This is a genomic window from Kitasatospora sp. NPDC034035 (assembly GCF_055575755.1).
This window is the reverse complement of the sequence record NZ_JBVISA010000001.1, coordinates 480,904-504,148: the sequence shown is the minus strand read 5'-3', so window position 1 is coordinate 504,148 and position 23,245 is coordinate 480,904. Positions and strand designations below refer to the sequence as shown.

Genomic DNA, 23,245 nt, shown 5'->3' with positions numbered 1-23,245 from the left:
GGGTGTCGGAGGCGCGGCGGAGGCCGGGCACGGAGGGGGAACGGATGGGCGGGCGTCAGCGCCCCGCCGCGGATGCGGCACACGGGGCGGGCCGGAGCCCGGGGCCCGGCGGCGTGGTGGACCCGCCACCGGACGCCGACAGCGCGCCGTGGACCCACACCGATGCGCTGGTGGCCGTCGGCGCCTGCACGCTCGACCTGCTCAACTACCTGCTCTTCAGCGAGTTGGACGGGGTGCGCAGGGTGAGCGCCCCGGGCCTGCTCCTCATCGCGCTGTCGGCCCTGCCGCTGCTCGTCCGGCGCCGCCACCCGGTGCCGGCGCTCGCCGCGGTCCTGGCCATCGAGGCCGCGCTCGACCTGTCCGCACCGGCGAGCACCCACTTCGGCGCCGTCCTGATCGTCGGCCTGTACTCGGTCGCCCGGGCCCGCACGGGCCCGGCGACGGCCGCCGCCGCGGCGGCGACGACGGTGCTGACCGTTCTGAGCCAGAGCCACCTGCGCGTCCCGTCCTGGCAGGCGCTCGCCGCCACCCCATGCTCCTGCCTGCTCGTGGCCGGCGCCGGCCTCGCCGTGTCGCGCTGGCAGCGGGAGGTGACGGCCAACCGCAAGCTGCTGGCCGACCAAGCGGTGGCCGACGAACGCCGCCGCATCGCCAGGGAGTTGCACGACATCGTGGCGCACCACATCACCACCATGCAGCTGATGGCCGGCGGCGCCCGGGCCAACCTCGCCCACCCGGAGGTGGTCCGGGACGCCCTGGTCACCCTGGAGTCCTCCGGGCGGCTGGCCCTGCGGGAGATGCGCCAGCTTCTGGACGTCCTGCGGGCCGGCGACGAGCCGGACACCGCCCCGCCGTCGCCCCAGCCCGGGGCGGAGGACCTCGGCCGGCTGGTGGACGAGTCCCGCGTGGCCGGCCTGCCGACCGACTTCAGCGTCCACGGGCCCCCGCGCCCGCTGCCGCCCACCGTCGGCCTGACGGTGTTCCGGATCGTCCAGGAGAGCCTCACCAACGCCCGCAAGTACGCCGGGCCCGCCCGCGCGACCGTACGCCTGACCTACGGTCCGGACCGGGTCACCGTCGAGGTGCGCGACGACGGGGGAACGGGCGACGGCGACACCACGCCCCGGGCAGTGGCGCCGACCGGCGGCCGGAGCGGGTACGGCCTGATCGGCATGCGCGAGCGCGTCGCCCTGCACGGCGGCACCCTGCGGACCGGCCCGCAGCCCGAGGGCGGCTTCGCCGTACTGGCCGACCTGCCACTGGCCCCGGACGAGACGGCCGACGCGGCCGTCCAGCACGGAACGGCGGCGGCCCGGTGAGCGCGGCGGCACCGGGCATCCGGGTCCTCATCGCCGACGACCAGCCGCTGGTGCGGCGCGGCCTGTCACTGATCCTCTCCCCCGACCCGTCCTTCGAGGTGGTGGGCGAGGCCGAGGACGGGGAGCAGGCCGTCGCCGCCGCCCGCCTGCTGCGCCCCGACGTCGTGGTGATGGACATCCGGATGCCCGTGCTGGACGGGGTCGGCGCGACCCGGGAGCTGGCCCGCACGCTGCCCTCCTGCCGGGTCCTCGCCCTCAGCACCTTCGACATGGACGAGTACGTGGTGGCCGCGCTGCGCGCCGGCGCCCACGGGTTCCTGCCCAAGGACGTCTCGCCGGAGGAGCTGGGCGCGGCGATCCGCACCGTCCACACCGGCGAGGCGGTGGTCGCCCCGCGCCTGCTCACCCGGCTGATCTCCACCTACGTCCGGGCCCCGCTCGGCTCCCCGCCGCCGGTCACCGACACGGGCGCGCTGACACCCCGGGAGGTCGAGGTGTGGCGGCTGATGGCCACCGGCCTCGACAACACCGAGATCGCCCGGGCCCTGGACATCAGCCTGTCGACGGTGAAGAACTACATCACCAGCATCTTCGGCAAGCTCGACGTCCGGGACCGCGCCCAGGCGGTCATCGCGGCCTACGAGTCCGGCCTGGTCACCGCCCATACGGGAGGCGGTGCGGGGGGCCGCGGGTAGCGGGGAACGCAGCATGGCCTGGCTGAGGAAGTCCACCGCGCGGTCCGCCGGCGACCACGCGGATCTCACCTCCTTCGCCTGCACCGCCGCGCGCTGCCGGCACGGGCTCCTCGTCTGGTCCGCCTGAGCACCTCGCCGCCGGGCGGCCCCGGCTACCGGCCGGCCGTCTTCGGGGCCTCCAGTTCGGTGTGGTGGACGGTGAAGCCGCCCCGCAGGACGGGGGCGAACGGGGCCGGGGCCATGCAGGTGCCCACCACCGGCTGGTAGGGCTTCCCGTCGGCGTCCACGTCCATGTTGGCTATGCCCCAGGAGAACCCGAGTCGGCCGTCGTCGTGGCCGCTGCCCTGGTAGATGCTCAGGCCGATCCGCTGGCCGACGTTGCCGACGTCCGACGTGGTGACGACGGCGGTCAGCGTGGCGACCGGGCCGCCGGTGGTCAGGCAGTCCACCTCGGCCTCGGCGCTGTAGACCTTCCCGGTGTCGGCCGTGCGGTGGGAGAAGCGGACGGTGCCCCGGGCGTCGGTGGGCAGGCCGTCGGCCACCTGGGTGCCCGGGAAGCGGTGGGTGTACGGGGCCGCCTGGGCGTTGACGGTGAACCAGATCTCGTCGGCCGGGGCGAAGGCGTACGAGATCCGGGCCGTGCCGCTGACGCTCGCCGGGCGCGCGGCCCGTCCGTCCTGGTGAGCGGGCGGGTTGGTGGCGGTGGCGGAGGCCGGGGCGACGCCCGTGAGCGCCGCCAGGGCCAGCCCGGCAGCGGCGGCGCCCCGGGCGGCACGGGTGACGCGGGTGATGCGGGTGCCGACGCGGGCGCGGATACGAATGCGGAACATGGTGGACTTCCCTCCCCCTGGCAGCCCCGGTGGCCGCCGTCTCGATGCCCCCAAGCCTGGCCGCCGCACCCCCTCGCGGACATGTGCCGATCGGCATAAAAGTCCCGCTCTTCCCGCCCTTCTGCCCTGCCGATCGGCAGGGCAGAACACCCGGGGCGGACGCTCGTACGACCGGTGCGGCCCGTCCGCCTTCCGGCGGGAGGTGCGCAGGAAGTCGGACGGGCCGACTTCCTGCGCGGGTTCGGCGGGCCCTACGCGCGGGAGTCGGCGCCGGCGGCGCGGCGGTAGGTGGTCACGTGGACGCCCGTCTTGCCGCGAAAACCCGTGGCCGACGGTCCGCCAGGAAGCTTGACTGGCGGCGGGCACCGGCGCCGACCCGACGAGGAGGGATCCATGGAGGACCCGGACTTCACCGTCCTGCTGACCGGTCCCTCCCCCGGCGGCGCGGAAGCACTCAAGGCGGTCCACGCGGTCACCGGGCTGGGCCTGTGGCGCAGTCAGCAGCTGCTGGACGGCGCGCCCACCACCGTCGCGTCGGGCGTCCCGTACGACCTCGCGGCCCCCGCGGCGCAACGGCTGCGCGAGGCCGGGGTACCGGCCGTCATCCGGTGCGGCTGGTGCCGGCGCACCCTGCCCGACGACGACTCCCCCGTCGAGCCCGGCCCGTGCGCGTCTCCGTACTGGCCCGCCGCCCATTGCCAGGCCAACTCCCTGACCAGCTGCGACTGCGGCTTCTGCGTCGAATACGGCCCTCTGCCCGGCCACGCCGGCCGCTGAAGCCGCTGAAGCCTGAAGCAGAGGCAGCCTGCGGCCACAGGGCCCCGGCCCGACGGCCGGGTTCGCGGCCCGCGACGCAACCGGCTGCCATCCACCTCACGTACGGCGCCGGTCAGCGGCCTCGCCACCACCGTCGGCGTGGGGCCTCCGCCGGCGGCGCGCTGTCGGGGGTCGGACCGGCAGGGGTCGGGCCGGAGGGGGGCGGGCCATCGAGAGCCGGGCCGGCGGGGGTCGGGCCGGGGAATGGGGGCAGGGTCCGGAAGCTGTCGTCGAGGACGGTGCTCGCGCCGACCCGGGTGAGCGTTTCCCGGACGAGGGTCAGCGGGTGTGTCGGGAAGTGGGCGTCCCATTCCTGGAGGTCGGCGACGTGGTACGGCAGCGGGCCGCGCAGGTCGGGGTCGTAGGGGTGGGGGCGGACGAAGGCGTCGAAGCCGACCCGGTCGGCCACCACCGCTTCGCGCATGCCGCTGACCGGGCCTTCGGCGGCCTGCACCTTCAGCACCACGCTGCACCGGTCGCGCGGCACCGTCCACGCCCCGACGAACACCTGCCCGCGGCCGGCCGCCTTGGGGATCTTGACGAGCTGCCACAGGCCGGGCACCCCGCCCAGCTCGCGCACCTGCGCCTCGATCAGCGCGGCCCCGCTCTGCGCGGTGTTGCGGGCCAGTTCGCGCAGCAGTCGCTCGCCCGCGTCGAGCGGGGCCACCAGGTCCGGCACGAGCGCGAAGTCGTGGACGGACAGGACCACCCCTCGCGCGTCGTCCCACACCCGGTTCGTGCCCCCGGCGCCGCCCTCGTCCGCGCGTGGGACGAAACCGGCCAAGTCCAAGCTGATGATCGCACTCATGGCGGTCATCATCCCGCCCCGGGCCACCCGGGGCACCTCCCTTGCCCCGCCGGGCGACGGCCGTGGTGATCGTCACCGGTCCGCACCCGCGAGAATGGACGGGTGACCGACAGTCAGCTCCCCCGAGGCATCACCGCCCTGATCCCCAGTGCCCCCGCCCCGGCCACGCCCGGTGAACGGGCGGCCTCGCAGCTCCTCCACCTGCGGACCGCGGAGGTACCCCTCCCGCTCCTGGCCGCGGCCGCGGAGCTGATCGCCCCGCAGCTGGAGAGCGCGGACCCGGTCACCCGCGAGGCCGCCGCCGACGTCCGCGCCCGCCTGCTCGCCACGCTCGACGGCGCCGGGCCGCGCGCCGTCCGGCCGGGCACCGGCTGAGGCGGGCACCGGCTGAGGCGGGAGGCCGTGCGGGCCGGGGGCGGGGTCGGTCACGCCCCCGCGCTGCGCGGCCGACGCCCCGCTCCCCCGGGTCAGCCGTTGCGCAGCGGCCGGATGATCTCGTCGACCAGCCACCGGGCCACGCCCGGCGGGTAGGGGCTGCGCAGGCTGAGCACGAGGTGGGTGAAGCCGGCGGCGGTCAACTCGGCGAGGGCGGCCCGGTCCTGGGCCGGGTCGTCGTAGGAGACGATGTACTGGACGGAGCGCGTGATCGTGCGCGGGTCGCGGCCGATCGCGGCGCAGTGGGCGTCGAGGACGCGGCTGCGTTCGCGCAGGTGGTCGACGGTGTTGTGGGGCGGGCCGGGGATGTTCCAGATGTCGGCCTGTTCGGCCGCCAGGCGCAGCAGGCGCGTTCCCCAGCCGCCGATGAGGATCGGTGGGCCCGGGCGCTGGACGGGCTTGGGGTGGTTGCGGTTCCCGTGGAGGGAGGTGTAGCGCCCGTCGAAGTCGAAGACGTCCTGGGTCCACATGCCGCGCAGCACGGTGAGGGTTTCGGCGAGCCGGTCGATGCCTTCGCGGGGCGGGACGAGGTTCAGGCCGTATCCGGCGTACTCCGCGGCGGCGGGGTTCTCCCCCGCGATGCCGCCGGCTCCGGGCGGTTGGTGGGTGCCGCCGACGCCGAGGCCCATGACGAGGCGTCCGTGCGAGATGACGTCCACGGTGGTGGCCATCTTGCCGAGGAGGGCGGGGTGGCGCAGGCGGTTGCTGGTCACCAGGAGGCCGAGGCGCAGTCGGCGGGTCGAGGCGGCGAGGGCGCTGAGGAGGGTCCAGCCTTCCAGGACGTCACTGTCCTTGGGGCCGGCGATGGGCATGAGGTGGTCCCATAACCAGGCGTCGGCGATGTCGGGGAGGTCGTCGGCTTCCTGCCAGACGCGGAGGATGTCGGTGTAGGGGACGCGCATGGGGGTGGTCTTGAGGCCGAAGGTGATCGGCTGCGCGGGTGGTGCGGTCGACGGCGTCATAATCGTCAGCCTAATTGATCGTCAGCCATGCTGACCATCAATGGGGCTGAGATACTCTCGCGGATATGTCAACGGATATGTCAAGCGATGTGGACTCCGGGCCCCTGTCGGCCCGCCTCGGCTACCTGCTCAAGCACACCCACCTGCGGTACGCCGAGGCGTCGGCCCGGGCGCTGGCGCCGCTCGGCCTCGACGGCCGTGAACTGGCGGTCCTCGCCGTCCTGGGGGCGGAGGTGCCGCTCTCCCAGCAGGACGCGGCCGGCCTCCTCGGCGTCGACCGCACGACGATGGTCGCCCTCGTCGACGCCCTGGAGGCCAAGCGCCTCGCCGAGCGCACCCGCAGCCCCGAGGACCGCCGCAAGAACGTCGTGCGGCTCACCCCGCAGGGACGGGAGCTGCTGGTACGGGCCGAGCGCGTCCACGTCGAGGCCGAGGCGCGCTTCCTCGCGCCGCTGGCCCCGGCCGAGGCGGACCTGTTCCTGCGCACCCTGCGCACCCTCGGCGCCGGGCCGGAGGCGGACGGCGGCGAGGCGGACGGCGGCGGAGCGGACGGCCGGTAGCACCGCGCGGCACGGCGGCCATAGCCGTCGCCGTCGCCGTGGCCGCGCCCCCGGCCTCAGGTGCGGGCGGCGGCCTGGCGGGTGCGGCGGGCGAGGCGGTGCAGGCGCTGGACGGCGACGAAGCGGTGCATCCGGTCGGCCAGCGTCAGGCGGTACTTGAGCCGCAGCTGGCTGTTGAGCCCGGCCAGCCGCTCGGGGCCGATGGCCCGCAGCAGCCGGCTGACGTGCTGCTGGTAGGCCTCGCGGTAGGCGCGGTCGCCGTCCGGGACGGACCAGAAGAACATCGGGATCTCTTCGACCAGGCAGTTGTGGTCGTAGGCGCGCAGGTGCTCGGTGAAGGCCGGTTCGGGGCGGGCGAGCAGCCATTCCCGGACCAGTTCCATCGAGCGGACCCGGTCGACGAGGCCGCGCGGGTCGGTCTTCTTCTGGGTGATGGACAGGTCGCCGTCCTCGCGCACCCGCCAGTGGTAGATCGGTTCGGCGAGCACGTCGACCCGCTTGGCGAGGAAGTGGTGGGGCACGCTGACCGGGGCGTCCTCGTACAGGATGCCCTCGGGGTACAGGATGCCCGCGGCGTCGAAGAAGGAACGCCGGTAGACCTTGTTCCATGCGGTGCGGTCGGTGACCAGGGCGGGCAGTTCGCTGACGTGGGTGCCCAGCCGGCTCTCGCGGAAGGCGCGGCGGTGGCCGTGCGAGGGGGTGAGGCCGGTGGTGCGCAGGCGCAGCGCGTTGCCGGTGACGAAGTCGGATCCGCTCTCGTCCAGCGTGCGGATCATCAGCTGGTACGCGTGCGGGGGCAGGGTGTCGTCACTGTCGACGAAGGTCAGGTACTCGGTGCCGGGGGTGAGGTGGCGCCAGCCGGTGTTGCGGGCGGCGCCGAGGCCCTTGTTCTCCTGCCGGACCAGCCGGAAGCGCGGGTCCCGGTCGGCGTAGGCCTTGGCGATGGCGGGGCCGTCGTCGGTCGAGCCGTCGTCGACCAGGACGCATTCGAAGTCCTCGAAGGTCTGGGCCGCGATCGAGTCGAGGCACTCCTGGAGGTAGCGCTCGACGTTGTAGATCGGGACGACGACGGACAGGCGGGGGGCCATCACGCGGCCTTTCGCTCAGAAGCGGACGGGGCCGGACGGCCCGGGCGGGTACGCACCGCCGACGGCCGATCACCGGCAGTGGCCCGAATGTAGGGATTGTACAAGGCCGCTGGTCGAACGATGAGTGGAGTCCAGGGTGCGGATCGGTGGAGCAGCCGTGTCCGGCGTTCACTGTTCGCCGACGCCCGGTACTCGTACGGAGGACCCCGCCCACCGGGCCCGGACACGGGACCTGGACACCGGACCTGGACACCGAGGCCCCCGGCGGGCCCGGCCGAGGCGTCCGCCGGCCCCGCCGGGCGGAACACCAGGGCGGAGGGCAGCCTGGGGATACGGCGGCACCGCCGGTGCCGGGCAGCCGAGGAGCGCGCGTGGACGACACCGACGTACTGGTCGTGGGGGCCGGACCGGTGGGCCTGACCGCCGCCGCCGAGTTGTGCCGCCGCGGCGTGCGGTGCCGGATCGTCGACCGGCTGGACGCCCCGCAGCCCTACGCCAAGGCGGTGGGGATCCAGCCCCGCACCCTGGAGGTCTGGGACGCGATGGGGCTGGTGCGCCGCGTCCTGGACGAGGCGGTGCCCCTGCTCGGCCAACTCGCCTTCGTCGACGGCGCTCCCGGCCCGCGCATCGACCTCGACCTGCCCGCCGACGTGCCGTACCGCTTCGCGGCACTGCCCCAGGACGCCACCGAGCGGCTGCTCGCCGAGCACCTGGCCGGCTACGGCGCCGTCGTCGAGCGCGGCACCGAGGTGCTCGGCCTGCGGCAGGACGACGACGGCGTGCACGCCGCCCTGGCCACCCCCCGGGGGCCGCGCGAGCTGTCCGCGCGCTTCGTCGTGGGTTGCGACGGCGCCCACAGCACGGTGCGCCACGCCGCCGGGATCGGCTTCGGCGGCGACGCCTTCCCCGAGCAGTTCATGCTCGGCGACGTCGAACTCGACTGGGACCTGCCGCCCGGCTACGCCGTGCGCGCCACCCGCGCCGCCGCCGACGGCACCGCCGCGGACGTACTGGTGTGCGTCCCGCTGCCCGGTCGGCGCCGCTACCGGGTGTCCATGACCGTCCCGCCCGAACTCGCCACCGCCGCCGACCCCGTGCGCGGGGTCGCGCACGGGCTGGAGGGCGGCCACGCCCCCGAACTGCGGCACATCCAGCAGGGCTTGGACCGGCTGGCGCCGCGCCCCGTCACCGCCTCCGCGCTGCGCTGGTCCTCGGTCTTCCGGATCAGCCACCGCCTCGCCGACCGCTACCGCAGTGGCCGCCTGCTGCTGGCGGGCGACGCCGCCCACATCCACCCGCCCACCGGCGCCCAGGGCATGAACACCGGCATCCAGGACGCCTGGAACCTCGCCTGGAAGCTCGCCCTCACCGTCCGCGGTGCCGCCGCCGACACCCTGCTCGACAGCTACCACGCCGAACGCCACCCCGTCGGCCGGGAGGTCGTCGCCCGTACGGTGCGCCACGCCCGCGCGGGCTTCGACGCCGACCCCGAGGACCCCGCCACCCCGCTGCTGCGCGAGGCCCAGCTCCTGGTCGGCTACCGCGACGGACCGCTGACCGAGCCCGCCCCGGGCACCCGCCCCGCCCCCGGCGACCGCGCCCCCGACTGCCCCGGCCTCACCCGCCCCCTGACCGCCTACCCGCAGCGCCTGCACGAGCTGCTGCGCGGCACCCACCACATCCTGCTGCTGTCCGCGGGCCCCGCCACCGACACGCGGACCCTGCGCGCCTGCGCGGCCGCCGCCCACGCCGCCGCCCACGGCCTGCTCGACGTGTACGCCGTCCTCGCCCCGGACTCCCCCAGCGCCCCCGCGTCCCCCACGGCCTCGTCCCCCGCCGCCCCGGACGGCCTGCGCCTGCCCGTCGTCCGCGACACCGGCGCCGCCTTCCACGCCGCCTACCGGCCCGGCGACGGCGAGGCCGTCCTCATCCGCCCCGACGGCTACCTCGCCGCCCGCCTGCCCGCCGCCGACCCGGCCCGTCTGGTGGCCCACCTGCGTCGCACCTTCGCCCCGGCCTGACCGCCCGGCCTGCGCCGAGGGCTTCCCGGGCGTGCCCTGCGGCGGGCGGGCGGCTGCCTAGAGTGGGCGCCATGAGCGACCCGCGCCCCACCTCGGCCTTCCACGCGGCCAACGCCGACCCCGCGGCCACCGACCGGCTGACCGCCGCCCTGGACGTCCAGGGCGCCAACGCCGGTGTGCGGCGGCTGCGCGAGTGGGCGCACGCGCGCCTGGCCGCGCACCCCGGCGAGCGGGCGCTGGACGTCGGCTGCGGGACCGGCTCGGAGACCCGGGTGCTGGCGGCGGCGGTCGCGCCGGGCGGCGACGCGACCGGCCTCGAGCCCAACCCCGGCCTGCGGGCCGTCGCCGAGCGGCGCGCCGCCGACGCGGGCAGCCCGGCCCGGTTCGTGGACGGCGACGCGCTCGCGCTGCCGCTGCCCGACGCCGACGTGGACGTCGTCTGGTGCGAGCGCGTCCTGCAGCACCTGGACGACCCGGCGCGGGCCGTCGCCGAGATCGCCCGGGTGCTGCGCCCCGGCGGCCGGGTCGCCCTGCTCGACACCGACTGGGCCACCTTCGTCCTGCACCCGGCCGACCCGGAGATCCGCCCCGCGCTGGCCACCGTCACCCAGGCCACCGCCGCCACCCCGGACGCCGGACGCCGCCTGGCCGGCTGGCTGACCGCGGCGGGCCTGACCGTCGACGGGCTCGGCTCCGACGTCCTCCTGCACGACCCGCGCACCGTCAGCCGGCCGATCGTCCGCGGGCTCGCCACGGCGGCCCTCGGGCGGGACCTGATCACCGAGGAGCAGCGCGACCGGCTCTACGCCGGCCTCGAGGCCGCCGCCGGGCAGGGCGCCTTCCACCTGTCGGTGACGATGTTCGCCGCCGTCGCCCACCGCCCCCGCTGACCGTACGGGCGCGGCGGGCGCGGCGGGCACGGCCGGGCCGTTGGCGGTCAGCCGGAGTCGTCCCAGGCCGCGCATTCACTCGAACGGAGTAACTTGGTCGTGTTCCACCCGTCATGGTCCGGCCGTCGGAACGACCATCGAAGGACCGTGCGTACGGGCCACCAGGCGATGAGGTGATGGACATGCGGGAATCGATGAACGAGGGCGTGCCGGAGTCGGCGTCCGGAATGCAGCGGCAGCTCTACACCGGATCGGAGCGTCCCTTCGATCCCGAGGACCTCGTGATGGTGTCGGGCCGCGACGTCACCCCCGGCCGCCTCGAGTGGGCGCGGCAGGAGATCGAGCGCAAGGGCGCCGCTGCACTGGAGCGCTACCTCCCCTGAGCGCAGGCGGGGCCGGCGGACGCGGCGCGGTGGTGCGCCCGTTCGCCGGTGGCACCGCCCTCTGCCCGCCGTGACCGGACGGGCTCCCATGACCGGACGGGCCGGCCGCAAGGGCGGGGCCGGGACGGCCGGGGACGCGGCGGCGGGAGCGGGGCGCGGCCGGTCGCGCCGGTGGTACGGCCCGCCGCCGTCGAATGTCAGTGCCAGTGGCGATGATGCTGCCCATGAACGACGCCGCTCTGCTCACCCCCGGCGACTACGCCGATGCCGTTGCCACCGCCGTCCGGGCGGCCGCCGCCTACTACACCGACGGCGGTACGCCGCTCGGTGACGACGAGTACGACGCCCTGCTGCGTGCCGTCGCGGCCTACGAGCAGGCGCACCCGGGCGAGGTGCTGCCGGACTCGCCCACCGGGAAGGTCGCGGGCGGTGCGGTCGGGGGCGACGTGCCGCACAGCGTGCCGATGCTGTCGCTGGACAACGTCTTCTCGGCCGAGGAGCTCGCGGACTGGGCGGGCGGGCTGGAGCGGCGCCTGGGCCGGCCGGTGGCCGCCTGGTGCGTGGAGCCCAAGCTGGACGGTCTGGCGGTGGCCGCCCGCTACCGTGCCGGGCGCCTGCACCGGCTGATCACCCGCGGCGACGGCCTGGCGGGCGAGGACATCAGCCACGCCGCCGACGCCGTGCTGGGCCTGCCCGCCGTGCTCGCCGAGCCCGTCGACGTCGAGCTGCGCGGTGAAGTCCTGCTCACCCGTGAGCAGTTCGAGCACGCCAACGAGGTGCGCACCGCCCACGGCGCGGTCCCCTTCGCCAACCCGCGCAACGGCGCCGCCGGCACCCTGCGGGCCAAGGACCGGCCCTACCGCGTCGAGCTGACGTTCTTCGGCTACGGCGCGGTCGGCCTCGACGACGACCTCACCCACAGCGCCCTGCTGGAGCGCCTGGCCGCCCTGGGCGCCAACACCGCAGCCACCACCGCCGCCCACCCGCAGCGCTGCGCCACGCTGGAGGAGGCCCAGCAGCGGGTCGGCGAGATCGCCGCGCTCCGCTCCGAGCTGCCGTTCGGCATCGACGGCGTCGTGGTCAAGGCCGACTCCTCGGTGGACCAGCAGGACGCCGGCTCCGGCTCGCGCGCGCCGCGATGGGCCGTCGCCCGCAAGCTCGCCGCCGAGCACAAGGTCACCCGGCTGCTCGACGTGGAGTGGAACGTCGGCCGCACCGGCATCATCGCCCCGCGCGCCGTCCTCGAACCGGTCGTCATCGACGGCGTCACCGTCACCTACGCGACGCTCCACAACCCCGCCGACATCACCCGGCGCGGCCTCATGCTCGGCGACCGGGTCTTCGTCTACCGCGCCGGGGACGTCATCCCGCGCGTCGAGGCGCCGCTGGTCGACGAGCGCACCGGCGACGAGAAGCCGATCGCCTTCCCCGAGGCCTGCCCCCGCTGCGGCGACACCATCGACACCACCGAGCAGCGCTGGCGCTGCGCCCGCGGGCGCAACTGCCAGGCCGTCGCCTCGGTGATCTACGCGGCCGGCCGCGGCCAGCTCGACATCGAGGGCCTGGGCGGCACCCGCGCCGTCCAGCTCGTCGAAGCCGGCCTGGTCACCGACCTCGCCGACCTGTTCTCCCTCACCCGCGAGCAGCTCCTCGGCCTGGAGCGGATGGGCGAGACCAGCACCGACAACCTGCTCGCCGCGATCGAGACCGCCCGGTCGCAGCCGCTCAACCGGGTGTTCTGCGCGCTCGGCGTGCGCGGCACCGGGCGCACCATGTCCCGGCGCATCGCCGCCCACTTCGGCTCCATGGCCGCGATCCGCGCCGCCGACGCCGACACCCTGGCGGCGGTGGACGGCATCGGGGCGGAGAAGGCCCGGGTCATCGTCGCCGAACTCGCCGAGCTCGCACCGCTGCTGGACCGCCTCGCGGCCCGGGGCGTGGGCACCGCCGTCACCGTGCCGCAGGCGCCCGCAGCGGCGTCCGACGCGGCGGACGCCGATGGCCCGGTGGGGCAGGACGCGGCCTCGGGCCCGCTCACCGGCGAGGCCGTCGTCGTCACCGGCTCCATGACCGGCCCGCTCGCCGCGCTGTCCCGCAACGAGATGAACGAGCTCATCGAACGCGCCGGCGGCAAGGCCTCCTCGTCCGTCTCCAAGCGCACCACCCTGCTCGTCGCCGGCGAGAAGGCCGGATCCAAGCGCGCCAAGGCCGAGGAGCTCGGCATCCGCGTCGTCACCCCCGACGACTTCGCCGTCCTGGTCGCCGACCACCTGCCCCAGGGCTGACGGACGGACGGGCCGGCGCCCGGCGGGTCACGGCGGCCGGGGCGCTCGGCTGGGCGGGTCACGGCGGGCCGTCGGCCGTTTCCGCCGGGCGTCGGCGGGTGATCCCTTGCGGCCGGGGCGGCGGTGCACCCCCGCCGCCGAGCCACCCCGATCCACCCGAGCCGTCCGGAAGGCCCCGCCGTGTCCCTGCGCTCCCGCCGTTCGCCGCTGTCCCGCCGCCCCGGGCGCGCGGTCGCCGCCCTGCTCACCGCCGCGCTGGCGCTGGCGCCCGCCGGGGCCGCCGCGGCCGCGCCCCGCGACGACGACGACCTCGCACTGCGGGCCCGGCTGCAGGAACTGGTCGACCGCCCGGACGGCCCGCCCGGCGCCATCGCGGTGCTCCGCGACGGCGAGCGGGTGCGGGTGTTCCGGGCCGGGGTGGCCGAGGTCGGCACCGGCCGGCCGCCCCGGCCCGACGACCACATGCGCCTGGCCAGCGCCGCGAAGGCGTTCAGCGGCGCGGTCGCGCTGCGCCTGGTCGACTGCGGGCTGCTCGGGCTGGACGACACGCTCGCCCAGCGGCTGCCCGCGCTGCCCGCCGCCTGGGGCGCGGTGACGCTGCGCCAGCTGCTGAACCACACCAGCGGGCTGCCGGACTACAGCGCGGCACCGGAGTTCGTCGACCTGATCCGCGCCGACCCGCACCACCGGTTCGACTCCCGGCACCTGCTGGACTTCGTCGCCGGCCAGGACCTGGAGTTCGCCCCCGGCTCCCGCTACCACTACTCCAACTCCGACAACATCGCCGTGGCCCTGATGGCCGAGGCCGCGACCGGGCAGCGCTACGAGGGCCTGCTGGACTCCCAGGTCTACCGGCCGCTGGGGCTCACACAGACCAGCCTCCCCTCCGGCTACCGGCTGCCCGAGCCGTACCTGCACGGCTACGCCGTCCAGCCGCCCGAGCCTGCGCAGGACGTCAGCACCCTGTTCGGCGCCTCGGGCGCCTGGGCGTCGGGCGGCCTGGTGTCCACCCCGAAGGACTTCAGCGCGTTCGCGGCCGGGTACGCGGGCGGCCCGCTGATCAGCGACGCGACCCGCCGCCGGCAGCGGGTGTTCGTCGCGGGTGCCTCCGAGCCGGCCGGCCCGGGGGCCAACCGCGCCGGGCTGGCGATCTTCGAGTACACCACCCGGTGCGGCGTGGTGTACGGGCACACGGGCAACACCGCGGGCTACACGCAGTTCGGCGCGGGCACCCCGGACGGCCGCCGCAGCGTCACCGTCTCCGTCACCGAGCAGGTCAACCAGACCGGCAACCCGGACCTGCTGGCACAGCTGCGCGCGGTCGAGGAGGACTTCGTCTGCGCGCTGCTGGCCGGCTAGGGCCCGGAGCCGCCGGCCGGCCCGGGGGCGCGGAGGAACGCAGCAGGGGCGGAAGTCGCATGCGACTTCCGCCCCTACCGATGGGAGCGCCGGGCTCGGATCGAACGAACCCCTCCCGCTGAAAGCGGGCGTGCTACCACTGCACCACCGACGCCTGTCCGGCGGTTCCCCGACCGCTTCCGCGATCTTGTCCCGCCGACAGGGAAGAAGCTACCAGCCCATGATCGGAAGAGGAAAATCGGCGGCCGCCCACCTCCCGACCGCCACCCGCCCACCTCCCGACCGCCACCCCCGCACTCGTCGTACCGTCACCGTCCCCTTACGCTCTGGCAAGTCGCCGCAGGGTTTGGCGCCGTCAGCGGCAGGCCTCGTCGGCGGGCCGCAGGACGAGCACGGAGGAGGGAACGGGAGCGTGAGCGCGAGGACGGCGAGTGTGTTCCGGGGCGAGGACGTGCCCGCGAAGGAACGGTTCGACTGCTGGCGGGAGCTGATCGGACGGACCCGGGACAGCGAGATGACCAGCGCTCACGCCGACGACTTCACGGCGGAGATGCGGCGCCTGGAGCTGGGGCCGGTGACCCTCCTCAGATCGTCGTTCCCGCCCGCGCGGTTCCGGCGCACCGCCGGCAGGGTGCGGCGCTCGGACCCCGGGGTGTACCACCTGACCATGGTCCTCGACGGGGGCCTGTCGCTGACGCACGGCGACCGCGACCGGACAGCCGTGTTCGGCCCGGGCGAGCTGTACGTGCTCGACAGCTCGCAGCCGTACGACGTGCGGGGCCTCGGCGCACGCGCCACCGACCGGGGCCCCCGCCGGGTCGAAGCGGTGGGCGTCGACTTCCCCGTGTCCGCGCTGCCGCTGCCGCCCCACCGCCTGCGCACCCTGATGGGGCGGGCGTTCTCCGGACGGGAGGGCACCAGCGCGCTGCTCACCGAGTTCATCGTCGGCCTCGACCGGCAGGCCGCCGCCCTGGGACCGGCCGAGGCGCCCCGGCTGGGCACGGTCGTGGTCGACCTGGTGGCCGCCTGGCTGGCCCGGGAACTCGACGCCGAGGCGGCCGTGCCGGACGACACCCGGCAGCGGGCCCTGCTGGAGAGCGTACGGACGTTCATCCTGCGCAACCTGCACGACCCCGAGCTGTCCCCGCCCGTGATCGCCGCCGCGCACCACATCTCCGTCAGCTACCTGCACCGCCTCTTCACCCAGCAGTCGCAGGGCGAGACGGTCGCCGCCTGGATCCGCCGCCAGCGGCTGGACAAGGCCCGCCGCGACCTGACGGACCCGGCCCTGCGCGCCGTGCCCGTCCACGCCCTCGCCGCCCGCTGGGGCATCCCCCGCGCCTCCGACTTCAGCCGCGCCTTCCGGGCCGCGTACGGACTCCCGCCCGGCGAGCACCGCCGCCAGGCGCTGTCCGAGCACACCGGCGGCGGAGGCGCCGGAGAGTAGACGCAGCGCCAAGGGACTGTCGACGCAGCGCCAACTCGGCCGGGCCGCGCCCTGGCATCCTCCACGAGGAGACGAACCGGCGACCCGGCACGCCACGGGGGAGCGTGCCGGGCCGCCGGTCGTGCCGTGCTGTGCCGGGCTGTGTCGTGTTGGGCCGGGCCGTGCCGTGGTGCGCCGTGCCGGGGGGCTGCGGGCGGGGTCAGCCGCCCTGGGCCGGCGGCCGGGTGGCGGGCGGCTTCGCTCCGGCGTCCTCCCTGGCCCAGGCGCCGACGCCGAGGCGGCCGGTGGTGCCCAGGTCGAGTTCCGGGGTGACCATCACGGGGGCCGCGTCCGGGGTGGCGCGGACCCGGACGTAGGGGATGTTCACCGGGGCGCCGTCCCCGGTGGTGTTGCGCCACACCAGGGTGGCGCGGGCGCCCTCGCCCGGGCGCAGCGCGATCTTCTGCGGCGGGTTGTCGGCGCCGGTGCCGGTGGCGATCTCGGCGCCGCCGGAGAGCAGCCGGACCCCGTCGACGGGGTGGTGCTCGGGGTCGAGCAGTTGCAGCGTGGGGTAGCCGTCGAGGGCCAGCGTGGCGGTGCCGCAGTTGCGCAGGTGCAGGCCGGCGACGCGCAGGCCCATCGCGGCGTCGCCCTCGTCCGCGTACAGGCGCAGGCCGGAGGCCGGGCAGGGGCCGTCGGGCTGCGGGGCTTCGGCGCTGGGCACGCTGCGGACCTTGACGATCTTCACCTGGGACGCGGCTGCGCCCGGCAGGGCCGGGCCCGGGCCGGACAGGTCGATCCGCCTCTTCTCGGTGGTTCCGGGGGCGAGCGCGGCGACGGTGTGGGTCACGGTGTCCAGGGCGGCTCCGGCGGCCGAGAGCCGGTTGAACACCACGGTGACGTCGGACGGTTCACCGTTCGGGTTGGCCACCTCGTACTCGGCGCAGGCCGGGCTCGCGGCGGTGATCCGCACGCCGTCCCGCGCGAGTCCGGACGGCGCTTGGGCGCCGCCGGCGGGCGCGGGCAGCGGCGCCCCGCAGGGTGTGGCGCCGGCGGAGGCCGCCGGGGTGGCGAACGCCCCGGCCGCGCCGCTCGCTCCGGTCGTCCGGGTGCCGCAGGCGGTGAGCAGGGCGGCGGCGACCACGGCGAGGGTGACGGCCGCGGCGGGCCGACGGGCCGACGGCGGCGGGGTGGGCTTCTCGGACTCGCGCATCGGCCGAGTCGATCACGCTTCGCCCTCGAACGGCTGTGAGCCGGGCCACTCCCCGTGCAACAGGTCGGCAATGGTCCGGGGTTCCGGGTGTGCGGCGCGGCGGCCGGCCGTATCGGACGGTTCGTCAGCCCAGGTGCCTGGCAGGGCAGTTCACACGCGGGCGGCCCCGGCTCCCCCCAGGAGTGTTCCGGGCGGCCGGGGCCGGGCCGTCGGGCGTCAGGCGTCAGGCGTCAGGCGTCAGGAGTCAGGCGTCAGGAGCGGGCGTCAGGAGCGGGCGTCGATCTTGCCCTGGAGGGCGATGAGCAGGTCCTTGAGGATGCCGATGGTGACCTCGTCGGTCAGCTCGCCCTGGTCGCCGAAGCGCTCGTGGGAGCGGAAGGCGACCAGCTCGGGCTTGACCACCACGTCGCTGTCGGTCCAGACGAAGACCTGACGGAGCGCGAGCTGGGCGCGGACCGAGCCGAAGTTGGTCGGCGCGGCGCCCATGATCGCGGTGGGCTTGCGGTGCAGCGGCAGGCCCTCGGTCTTGGTCCAGTCGGTGCTCAGCCAGTCCAGGGCGTTCTTCAGGACGCCGGGGATGGAGTAGTTGAACTCCGGGGTGGCGATGAGCAGGCCGTCGGCCTCGGTGACCTTGCGGCGCAGCTCCTCGACGACGGCCGGGCGCTTGCCGGGGTGGTCGAGGTCGTAGTCGTACGGCGGGATCTCGCGCAGGCCGTCGTAGATCTCGATCTCCATGCCGGCCGGGTTGAACGTGCGGGCGGCGCGCAGCAGCTGGGTGTTGTGCGAGTCGGCGCGCAGCGAGCCGGAGATGGCGAAGACCTTGGACGCGCTCATGACGTGCTCCTTGCAATGGGTACGGGTGTGACCGGCAGGCCGAACTCGTCGGCGTTCGCTGGTGGGCGGCTGCCGCTCGTCGTCGTCCCGACGCCGAGAAATCTAAACGGTTCAGTTCAGTGCGTCAACCATACGGTTCAGTCTTTTGCGGTGAACTGAATCGTATGGTTCAGTCCGGGCGGCGCGTCGCGCGCATGGACTTGTACCGGACAGTTCAGTTCTTATACTGATCAGTACCGTTTCCTCCGCCCTCCGCAGACCCCCTCCGAGGAGCACCCGATGGCCGCCGACACCGCAGGGCCCACCGACGAGTTCGGCCTGCCGATCATCCCGGGCCCCGCCGACGCCGCCCAGCGGCGCCGGCGGGCGATCATCGACGCCGCCCTGGCCGAGTTCCTCAAGGAGGGCTACTCCGCCGCCTCGATGGACGCCATCACCGCACGCTCCGGCGTCTCCAAGGCCACCATCTACAAGCACTTCGGCAACAAGGAACGGCTCTTCCTCGCGGTGATCGGCGGCTTCCTGCCCACCACCTACGAGGGCCTCAAGCCCCACAACTCCACCATCGCCGAAGCCGCCGACCTGCGCTCCGCACTGATCACGCTCACCCACGACTGGGCCCGCATCGTGCTGCGCCCCGACATCATGTCCCTGCGCCGCCTGGTGATCGGCGAGATCGACCGCTTCCCGCAGCTGGGCCGGCTCTGGTACCAGGTCAGCTACGAGATGAACAACGCCCCGCTGGTCGAGGCCCTCACCGAACTGGACCGCCGCGGCCTGCTCGCCGTCCCGGACCCGAAGCTCGCGGTGCAGCAACTGGTGGCCTGCACGGTGGGCGTGCTGCAGCTGGTGCACACCTTCAGCCCCGGGGCCGGGCCGGACGAGGCGGAGACGTGGCGGACGATCAGCTCCGGCGTCGACCTGTTCCTGGCCGAGTACGCGAAGCGCTGACCCGGCGGCCGCCCGGCGACGCGTCACAGGCGGCCGGCGTCACAGGCGGCCGGCGTCAGAGGCGGTCGGCGTCCAGGACGGCCCGGGCGAAGGCGTCGGGCGCCTCCTGGGGCAGGTTGTGGCCGACGTCCGCGAGGGTGCGGTGCAGGTAGGGGCCGGTGAAGTACGGGCGGTAGCCGGAGCCGTCGCCGGGGGCGGTGAAGGGGTCCCGCCCGGGGTCGAGGGTGACGGTGGGGACGGCGATGCGCGGCCGCGCGGCGAGCCGCTGCTCCACGCGGTCGTAGCGGTGCTCGCCGTCGGCCAGGCCCAGGCGCCAGCGGTAGTTGTGGATGACGATCGCCGGGTAGTCGGGATTGTCGAAGGCGGCGGCGGTGCGGGCGAAGACGGCGTCGTCGAAGGCCCAGGTCGGGGAGACGCTCTCCCAGACCAGGCGGCACAGGTCGCGCCGCTTGTCCCGGTCCTCCATGGCCTGGCGCCCGCGCTCGGTGGCGAAGTAGAACTGGTACCACCAGGTGTGCTCGGCGGCGGCCGCCAGCGGCTCCTTCTGCTTCTCCACGTCGGTGATCAGGTACCCGCTGACCGACACCAGCGCCTTGACCCGCTCGGGCCACAGCGCGGCGATGATGTCGGCGGTGCGCGAGCCCCAGTCGAAACCGGCCAGCACCGCCCGGCCGATCCCCAGCGCGTCCATCAGGGCGACGATGTCCAGCGCGACCGCCGCCTGCTGCGCGTTGCGCGGCGTACGGGCGGACAGGAACCGCGTCGAGCCGTGCCCGCGCAGGTAGGGGACGATGACGCGGTAGCCCTGCGCGGCGAGCAGCGGGGCGACGTCGACGTAGCTGTGGATGTCGTACGGCCAGCCGTGCAGGCAGATGACCACGGGGCCGTCCGCCGGGCCGTCCTCGGCGTAGCCGATGTCCAGCACTCCGGCGCGGACCTGCGCCAGCCGGGCGAACCCGGTCCGCCCGGCGGCGGCGCCGCCCGGCACGGCCTCCAGGACGGGGGCCGCCGGTGCGGCCTCCGCGGCCTGGGACAGGGCGGCCAGGGACAGGGCGCTCGCGCCCGCCCCCAGCCCGACGGCCCTGGTGAAGGTGCGCCTGTCGATCATGCTCGTTTCCTCCGTCGCGCGGTGGCGTCAGCCGATGCCACCGCGGACCGGCGGCCGGCACCACCCACTGTGGCCCGCGAAACGGTCAAGCACATCAGTCACTTGACTCTCAGTCACCGACCGACGCCACCGTCACCGGCCGCGGTCACCGACCTGAGCCGCCGGCCGCAGCCACCGGCTATGACCGGTAGCGGTAGCGGATGCGGCCGCGGGTGAGGTCGTAGGGGCTGAGCTCCACGAGGACCCGGTCGTGCGGGAGGATCTTGATGTGGTTCTTGCGGACCTTGCCGCTGATGTGGGCGAGCACGATGTGCCCGTTGGGCAGTTCCACCCTGAAGGTGGCGTTGCGCAGGCACTCGGTGACGGTGCCTTCGACTTCGATGCCGTCTGCGGTCTTGCTCATGGCTCTCACCTCTCCGTTCGGTGTTGGGGTGTCAATGGCTTCGGTGGCGGGCGAGTTCGAGGGTGCTGCCGGCGCGGCGGGCGCCGATGCCCTCGAAGAGGGCGGTGGCGGCCGTGTTGGACTCCGTCACCTCGGCCCAGGCCGAGGTGACGCCGTCGCGGTGCAGCGATTCCAGTGCGTGGGCCAGCAGCGCCCGGGCGATGCCGCGGCGCTGGTGGTCGGCGCGGACGGCGAGCAGCCCGATCCGCGGCCGGCGCAGCGGCGCGATCCGGAGCAGCCCGACGTAGCGGCCGTCCTGCCGTGCCACCGCGTACTTGGCGGGGTCGACCACGGTGCTGCACGCCGGCCGGGGCAGCACCTGGGCCGGCATCGCCGGCCAGCCGATGCCGGCCTCGACCTCCTCGTGGATGACGCGGTCCAGGGCGCGCAGCGGATCCTCCTGCGCCTCGCCGGCGGGCACGATCGTCACGCCCGCCGGGGGCCGGACCGGGCCGAGCCCGGTGGCCTGCGGGTCGGTGGGCAGGAGGTAGCACCACTCGCGGCGTACGGTCGTGAAGCCGGCCCGCTGCCAGGCGGCCGTGGTGTCGTGGTCGGCCTCGTCGGTGACGGTGTGCAGCGGTTCCGGCAGGTCGGCCGACATCGCGGCGGCGATGCGGTCGAAGACCGCGCCCTGCCATGCGTCGACGCTGACGAAGAGCCGGCCGTCGGGCCGGCGTGAGGCGTCGCCGTGGCCGACCACGCGGTCGTCCTCCACGGCGTGCCACTGGGTGTCCGAGATCCGCGTGACCGCGAGCGCGTGGTCGTCGGCGGCGGGGATGTCGGGGGTGGGGTGCGAAGTGTTCATGGTGTTGCCCTTCGGGAGTGCCTGGTCTGAGGCGCTCCCGGGCGACACCTGTGTCAATCGCCCGCCGTGGCGGAAAGGGGGAGCACCCACACGGATACAGCCTTCATGGGTGACACCTCCTCGCGTTTTTCTCACGGCTGCGCAGACCGTAGCAGTCGGCGGTGTGCCCGGCCAACCGGTTTACGGGCGGCGGCGGTGCGGCGGCGGTACGGCGGCCCGCGCGGGGACGCCGACCGGGTGCCACGTCCGGGCCGCGGGCCTTGCGCCGCCGGGTCACCGCGGCCGTCCCGCAGGGTGAGACGCCTTGTCCCACCCCGGCGGGTTTCTGCCAGCATGCGGGGCATGCAGCAGCAGCTGATTACCAGCGGCAGCGTGCCGGCACCGCGCCGGGAGGAGTGACCCTCCCCCGGCCCACCGCCCGCACGCAGACCTCTCGCACTCCGCGAGGGGTCTTTCTGCTTTTCCGGCCCGCCCGTCCCATCCACCGACAGGACCGCCGCCATGGAACACACCCGGATCACCGTCACGCTGCGCCCCACCACCGGGACGCTCGCACGGCTCGCCTCCACCCTCAACAACCACCGGGTCCTGGACCTCGCCTTCAGCACCGTGGCGCCGGCCTCGGCCCGGGCGGTCGTCCGTGTCCCGCGGCGCGAGGCCGTACGGGTGCAGCAGAAGCTGCGCAGGATGGTCGACGTGCTCGACGTGGCCCTGGAGCCGGCCGACCCCGACAGCGGCGCGGCCTCCCGGGTCCCGGCCCCTCAGGTCCCCGCCGCAGCGGCCGCCGGGTAGCCGACCCCGCCGCCGGTGTCGCGTATCCGCTCTCCTGGCAAGCCGGTTGGGACCGGCACGCCCGTCGGGACCGGCACGCCCGGCACGCGCGTGGGGCCCGACGCGCGGAAGGCGGGTCAGTAGCGCAGGGCGGCGGCGATCCGGTCGCTGTCGGCGAGGGTGCCGTCGGGGACGAAGCTGACCCGGGCGCCGGTGTCGAGGCCGCGCTCGATGACCTCGTCGACGATGTCCTCGCGGACGCCGGCCTGGCCGGCCTCGGCGGGGACGAGGTGCTCGCCGTCGTCGCGGACGGTGGCGCGGTAGTTCTCCTCGACCACCAGCAGGTCGATCCGGCCCTCGCCGGCGGCCCGCCAGACCTCGTCCAGGCCGGCGGCGAAGCCCTGGCGGCCGCGGGCCTTGTCGAGCAGGGCGAGGGCGTCGGCGACCTCGCGCTCGGCGCGGGCGCGCACGGCGGGCTCGACCACCCGGCGGACGGTCTCGGCGTCGGCCTGGGCGAGGCCGCCGTGCGGGATCTGCGCGGTGGCCTGCTGGGCGATGGGGCCGACGGTGTCCAGCAGGGCGAGCGCGGCGGCCTCGCCGACCACGTACAGCGGGCGGGGGTCGGCGGCGAGCAGTTTGCCGATCCCGGCGTCGGCCTGGCGCAGGAAGGTCTTGGTCTCCTCGTCGCGGAAGGTGCTGGGCGTGTCGCCGATCTGCTCCTGCCGTTCGGGGTCGGGGTTGTCGTGGACGCGCACCAGCGGGAAGCCGTTGCCGGTCTCCTCGGCGACCCGCTCCTGGGTGCCGCCCCACAGCGCCACCCGGTCGGCGGCGATCGCGACCACCCAGTGGGGGCGTTCGGCAGCGTGCGCGGCGACCAGGTTGCGGGTGAGGAAGGTGTCGGACAGGACCACCCGGGCGGGGGCGGTGCGCCCGAGTGACCAAATCCGGTGCTCGCCGGGCGCGGCGAGGATCGCCAGGCCGTCCTCGGCGCGCACCAGGTCGACTTCGCTCAGGGCCCGGTCGAGCTGCTCCAGGACGTCGATCCGCTCGGCGCGGGAGACCGCGGGGTCGGCCTGGACCTTCTCCTTCGCTTCGGCCAGCAGGTTGCGCAGCCGGACCGGGTCCTGCGTCTTGTCCGGTTCCCGGCGGTGGGTGGGCATCAGGATCGACACCGCCGGGTAGGGCCGGGGCCGGCGCAGCTCGGCGAGGACGGCGGGGCTGAGGGCGGGGTGCATGGAGACCCT

Annotated in this window: 23 protein-coding genes and 1 tRNA gene; 13 read left to right on the top strand and 11 right to left on the bottom strand. The window is 75.2% G+C overall.

The features are described from left to right. Positions 1–44: 44 nt before the first annotated feature. Together ACZ52J_RS02400 and ACZ52J_RS02395 are read left to right on the top strand one after the other, a co-directional pair. Positions 45–1,319 (top strand): sensor histidine kinase, encoded by a 1,275-nt coding sequence (locus tag ACZ52J_RS02400; RefSeq protein WP_465615156.1) that lies wholly within the window; start codon positions 45–47, stop codon positions 1,317–1,319. Beyond that, positions 1,316–2,014 (top strand): response regulator transcription factor, encoded by a 699-nt coding sequence (locus ACZ52J_RS02395; RefSeq protein WP_465615154.1) that lies wholly within the window; start codon positions 1,316–1,318, stop codon positions 2,012–2,014. Before ACZ52J_RS02400 ends, ACZ52J_RS02395 begins: the two co-directional genes overlap by 4 nt. Before the next feature lie 152 nt (positions 2,015–2,166). On the opposite strand, the gene ACZ52J_RS02390 is transcribed toward ACZ52J_RS02395, so the two are convergent. Beyond that, a complete protein-coding gene (locus ACZ52J_RS02390; protein ID WP_465615152.1) occupies positions 2,167–2,844 on the bottom strand; it encodes a hypothetical protein in 678 nt (225 codons plus the stop codon). Positions 2,845–3,237: 393 nt separating this feature from the next. Here ACZ52J_RS02390 and ACZ52J_RS02385 point away from each other — a divergent pair, with 393 nt between their 5' ends. After that, entirely contained in the window at positions 3,238–3,621 is a 384-nt protein-coding gene (locus tag ACZ52J_RS02385; protein WP_465615150.1) for a ribosomal protein L7/L12, read from the top strand. A gap of 112 nt (positions 3,622–3,733) precedes the next feature. Here ACZ52J_RS02385 and ACZ52J_RS02380 read toward each other — a convergent pair whose 3' ends face one another. Further along, entirely contained in the window at positions 3,734–4,468 is a 735-nt protein-coding gene (locus ACZ52J_RS02380) for a hypothetical protein (RefSeq protein ID WP_465615148.1), read from the bottom strand. Between the two features lie 102 nt (positions 4,469–4,570). Here ACZ52J_RS02380 and ACZ52J_RS02375 point away from each other — a divergent pair, with 102 nt between their 5' ends. After that, positions 4,571–4,843: a hypothetical protein gene (locus ACZ52J_RS02375; protein WP_465615146.1), complete on the top strand. Its 273-nt coding sequence runs from the start codon at positions 4,571–4,573 to the stop codon at positions 4,841–4,843. A 92-nt stretch (positions 4,844–4,935) separates the two neighbouring features. Here ACZ52J_RS02375 and ACZ52J_RS02370 read toward each other — a convergent pair whose 3' ends face one another. Continuing rightward, positions 4,936–5,865 carry an LLM class flavin-dependent oxidoreductase gene (locus tag ACZ52J_RS02370; protein WP_465615144.1) on the bottom strand — a complete coding sequence of 310 codons (930 nt, stop codon included), beginning with the start codon at positions 5,863–5,865 and terminating at the stop codon, positions 4,936–4,938. 89 nt (positions 5,866–5,954) lie between these two features. Here ACZ52J_RS02370 and ACZ52J_RS02365 point away from each other — a divergent pair, with 89 nt between their 5' ends. Continuing rightward, positions 5,955–6,425 (top strand): MarR family winged helix-turn-helix transcriptional regulator, encoded by a 471-nt coding sequence (locus ACZ52J_RS02365; protein ID WP_465615142.1) that lies wholly within the window; start codon positions 5,955–5,957, stop codon positions 6,423–6,425. 56 nt (positions 6,426–6,481) lie between these two features. Here the strand turns inward: ACZ52J_RS02365 and ACZ52J_RS02360 are convergent, their stop codons facing one another. Then, entirely contained in the window at positions 6,482–7,513 is a 1,032-nt protein-coding gene (locus ACZ52J_RS02360; RefSeq protein ID WP_360497411.1) for a glycosyltransferase family 2 protein, read from the bottom strand. Between the two features lie 371 nt (positions 7,514–7,884). Between ACZ52J_RS02360 and ACZ52J_RS02355 the strand changes: the two genes are divergently transcribed. The 5 genes from ACZ52J_RS02355 to ACZ52J_RS02335 all read left to right on the top strand — a co-directional run bounded on the left by ACZ52J_RS02355 (position 7,885) and on the right by ACZ52J_RS02335 (position 14,451). Continuing rightward, entirely contained in the window at positions 7,885–9,534 is a 1,650-nt protein-coding gene (locus ACZ52J_RS02355; RefSeq protein ID WP_465615140.1) for an FAD-dependent monooxygenase, read from the top strand. 71 nt (positions 9,535–9,605) lie between these two features. Then, positions 9,606–10,424: a methyltransferase domain-containing protein gene (locus ACZ52J_RS02350; protein WP_465615138.1), complete on the top strand. Its 819-nt coding sequence runs from the start codon at positions 9,606–9,608 to the stop codon at positions 10,422–10,424. 194 nt (positions 10,425–10,618) lie between these two features. Further along, the gene (locus ACZ52J_RS02345; RefSeq protein WP_360497798.1) at positions 10,619–10,807 is read left to right on the top strand and encodes a hypothetical protein; all 189 of its coding nucleotides are present in this window, start codon (positions 10,619–10,621) and stop codon (positions 10,805–10,807) included. A 224-nt stretch (positions 10,808–11,031) separates the two neighbouring features. Next, positions 11,032–13,092, top strand: coding sequence for an NAD-dependent DNA ligase LigA (gene ligA, locus ACZ52J_RS02340; RefSeq protein ID WP_465615136.1), 2,061 nt, complete (start codon positions 11,032–11,034; stop codon positions 13,090–13,092). 180 nt (positions 13,093–13,272) lie between these two features. Continuing rightward, entirely contained in the window at positions 13,273–14,451 is a 1,179-nt protein-coding gene (locus ACZ52J_RS02335) for a serine hydrolase domain-containing protein (RefSeq protein ID WP_465615134.1), read from the top strand. A gap of 85 nt (positions 14,452–14,536) precedes the next feature. Here ACZ52J_RS02335 and ACZ52J_RS02330 read toward each other — a convergent pair. Continuing rightward, a tRNA-Glu gene (locus ACZ52J_RS02330) sits at positions 14,537–14,605 on the bottom strand. Between the two features lie 258 nt (positions 14,606–14,863). Here ACZ52J_RS02330 and ACZ52J_RS02325 point away from each other — a divergent pair. Then, positions 14,864–15,898, top strand: coding sequence for an AraC-like ligand-binding domain-containing protein (locus ACZ52J_RS02325; RefSeq protein ID WP_465615132.1), 1,035 nt, complete (start codon positions 14,864–14,866; stop codon positions 15,896–15,898). Positions 15,899–16,097: 199 nt separating this feature from the next. Here the strand turns inward: ACZ52J_RS02325 and ACZ52J_RS02320 are convergent, their stop codons facing one another. Both ACZ52J_RS02320 and ACZ52J_RS02315 read right to left on the bottom strand, forming a co-directional pair. Next, positions 16,098–17,090, bottom strand: a complete 993-nt coding sequence (locus ACZ52J_RS02320) for a DUF4232 domain-containing protein (RefSeq protein WP_465615130.1) — start codon at positions 17,088–17,090, stop codon at positions 16,098–16,100. A gap of 264 nt (positions 17,091–17,354) precedes the next feature. Continuing rightward, positions 17,355–17,924 carry an NADPH-dependent FMN reductase gene (locus tag ACZ52J_RS02315; RefSeq protein WP_465615128.1) on the bottom strand — a complete coding sequence of 190 codons (570 nt, stop codon included), beginning with the start codon at positions 17,922–17,924 and terminating at the stop codon, positions 17,355–17,357. A 279-nt stretch (positions 17,925–18,203) separates the two neighbouring features. On the opposite strand from ACZ52J_RS02315, the gene ACZ52J_RS02310 reads away from it, so the two are divergent. Beyond that, entirely contained in the window at positions 18,204–18,875 is a 672-nt protein-coding gene (locus tag ACZ52J_RS02310; protein ID WP_360497435.1) for a TetR/AcrR family transcriptional regulator, read from the top strand. Between the two features lie 55 nt (positions 18,876–18,930). Here the strand turns inward: ACZ52J_RS02310 and ACZ52J_RS02305 are convergent, their stop codons facing one another. The 3 genes from ACZ52J_RS02305 to ACZ52J_RS02295 all read right to left on the bottom strand — a co-directional run bounded on the left by ACZ52J_RS02305 (position 18,931) and on the right by ACZ52J_RS02295 (position 21,230). Then, positions 18,931–19,983 carry an alpha/beta fold hydrolase gene (locus tag ACZ52J_RS02305; RefSeq protein WP_465615126.1) on the bottom strand — a complete coding sequence of 351 codons (1,053 nt, stop codon included), beginning with the start codon at positions 19,981–19,983 and terminating at the stop codon, positions 18,931–18,933. A gap of 178 nt (positions 19,984–20,161) precedes the next feature. Continuing rightward, positions 20,162–20,386 carry a translation initiation factor IF-1 gene (gene infA / locus ACZ52J_RS02300; RefSeq protein WP_360497441.1) on the bottom strand — a complete coding sequence of 75 codons (225 nt, stop codon included), beginning with the start codon at positions 20,384–20,386 and terminating at the stop codon, positions 20,162–20,164. A gap of 31 nt (positions 20,387–20,417) precedes the next feature. Then, positions 20,418–21,230, bottom strand: coding sequence for a GNAT family N-acetyltransferase (locus ACZ52J_RS02295; RefSeq protein ID WP_465615124.1), 813 nt, complete (start codon positions 21,228–21,230; stop codon positions 20,418–20,420). A 501-nt stretch (positions 21,231–21,731) separates the two neighbouring features. Between ACZ52J_RS02295 and ACZ52J_RS02290 the strand changes: the two genes are divergently transcribed. Further along, positions 21,732–22,022: a hypothetical protein gene (locus tag ACZ52J_RS02290; protein ID WP_465615122.1), complete on the top strand. Its 291-nt coding sequence runs from the start codon at positions 21,732–21,734 to the stop codon at positions 22,020–22,022. 116 nt (positions 22,023–22,138) lie between these two features. Here the strand turns inward: ACZ52J_RS02290 and ACZ52J_RS02285 are convergent, their stop codons facing one another. Beyond that, positions 22,139–23,236 carry a baeRF3 domain-containing protein gene (locus tag ACZ52J_RS02285; protein WP_465615120.1) on the bottom strand — a complete coding sequence of 366 codons (1,098 nt, stop codon included), beginning with the start codon at positions 23,234–23,236 and terminating at the stop codon, positions 22,139–22,141. Between the last annotated feature and the right edge of the window lie 9 nt (positions 23,237–23,245).

Bases quoted from the DNA above. Each gene is read 5' to 3' on its own strand.
- ACZ52J_RS02400 (WP_465615156.1), top strand. From the start codon at position 45: ATGGGCGGGCGTCAGCGCCCCGCCGCGGATGCGGCACACGGGGCGGGC.
- ACZ52J_RS02390 (WP_465615152.1), bottom strand. From the start codon at position 2,844: ATGTTCCGCATTCGTATCCGCGCCCGCGTCGGCACCCGCATCACCCGC.
- ACZ52J_RS02385 (WP_465615150.1), top strand. From the start codon at position 3,238: ATGGAGGACCCGGACTTCACCGTCCTGCTGACCGGTCCCTCCCCCGGC.
- ACZ52J_RS02380 (WP_465615148.1), bottom strand. From the start codon at position 4,468: ATGAGTGCGATCATCAGCTTGGACTTGGCCGGTTTCGTCCCACGCGCG.
- ACZ52J_RS02370 (WP_465615144.1), bottom strand. From the start codon at position 5,865: ATGACGCCGTCGACCGCACCACCCGCGCAGCCGATCACCTTCGGCCTC.
- ACZ52J_RS02360 (WP_360497411.1), bottom strand. From the start codon at position 7,513: ATGGCCCCCCGCCTGTCCGTCGTCGTCCCGATCTACAACGTCGAGCGC.
- ACZ52J_RS02350 (WP_465615138.1), top strand. From the start codon at position 9,606: ATGAGCGACCCGCGCCCCACCTCGGCCTTCCACGCGGCCAACGCCGAC.
- ACZ52J_RS02345 (WP_360497798.1), top strand. From the start codon at position 10,619: ATGAACGAGGGCGTGCCGGAGTCGGCGTCCGGAATGCAGCGGCAGCTC.
- ligA (WP_465615136.1), top strand. From the start codon at position 11,032: ATGAACGACGCCGCTCTGCTCACCCCCGGCGACTACGCCGATGCCGTT.
- ACZ52J_RS02320 (WP_465615130.1), bottom strand. From the start codon at position 17,090: ATGCGCGAGTCCGAGAAGCCCACCCCGCCGCCGTCGGCCCGTCGGCCC.
- ACZ52J_RS02315 (WP_465615128.1), bottom strand. From the start codon at position 17,924: ATGAGCGCGTCCAAGGTCTTCGCCATCTCCGGCTCGCTGCGCGCCGAC.
- ACZ52J_RS02310 (WP_360497435.1), top strand. From the start codon at position 18,204: ATGGCCGCCGACACCGCAGGGCCCACCGACGAGTTCGGCCTGCCGATC.
- ACZ52J_RS02305 (WP_465615126.1), bottom strand. From the start codon at position 19,983: ATGATCGACAGGCGCACCTTCACCAGGGCCGTCGGGCTGGGGGCGGGC.
- infA (WP_360497441.1), bottom strand. From the start codon at position 20,386: ATGAGCAAGACCGCAGACGGCATCGAAGTCGAAGGCACCGTCACCGAG.
- ACZ52J_RS02295 (WP_465615124.1), bottom strand. From the start codon at position 21,230: ATGAACACTTCGCACCCCACCCCCGACATCCCCGCCGCCGACGACCAC.
- ACZ52J_RS02290 (WP_465615122.1), top strand. From the start codon at position 21,732: ATGGAACACACCCGGATCACCGTCACGCTGCGCCCCACCACCGGGACG.
- ACZ52J_RS02285 (WP_465615120.1), bottom strand. From the start codon at position 23,236: ATGCACCCCGCCCTCAGCCCCGCCGTCCTCGCCGAGCTGCGCCGGCCC.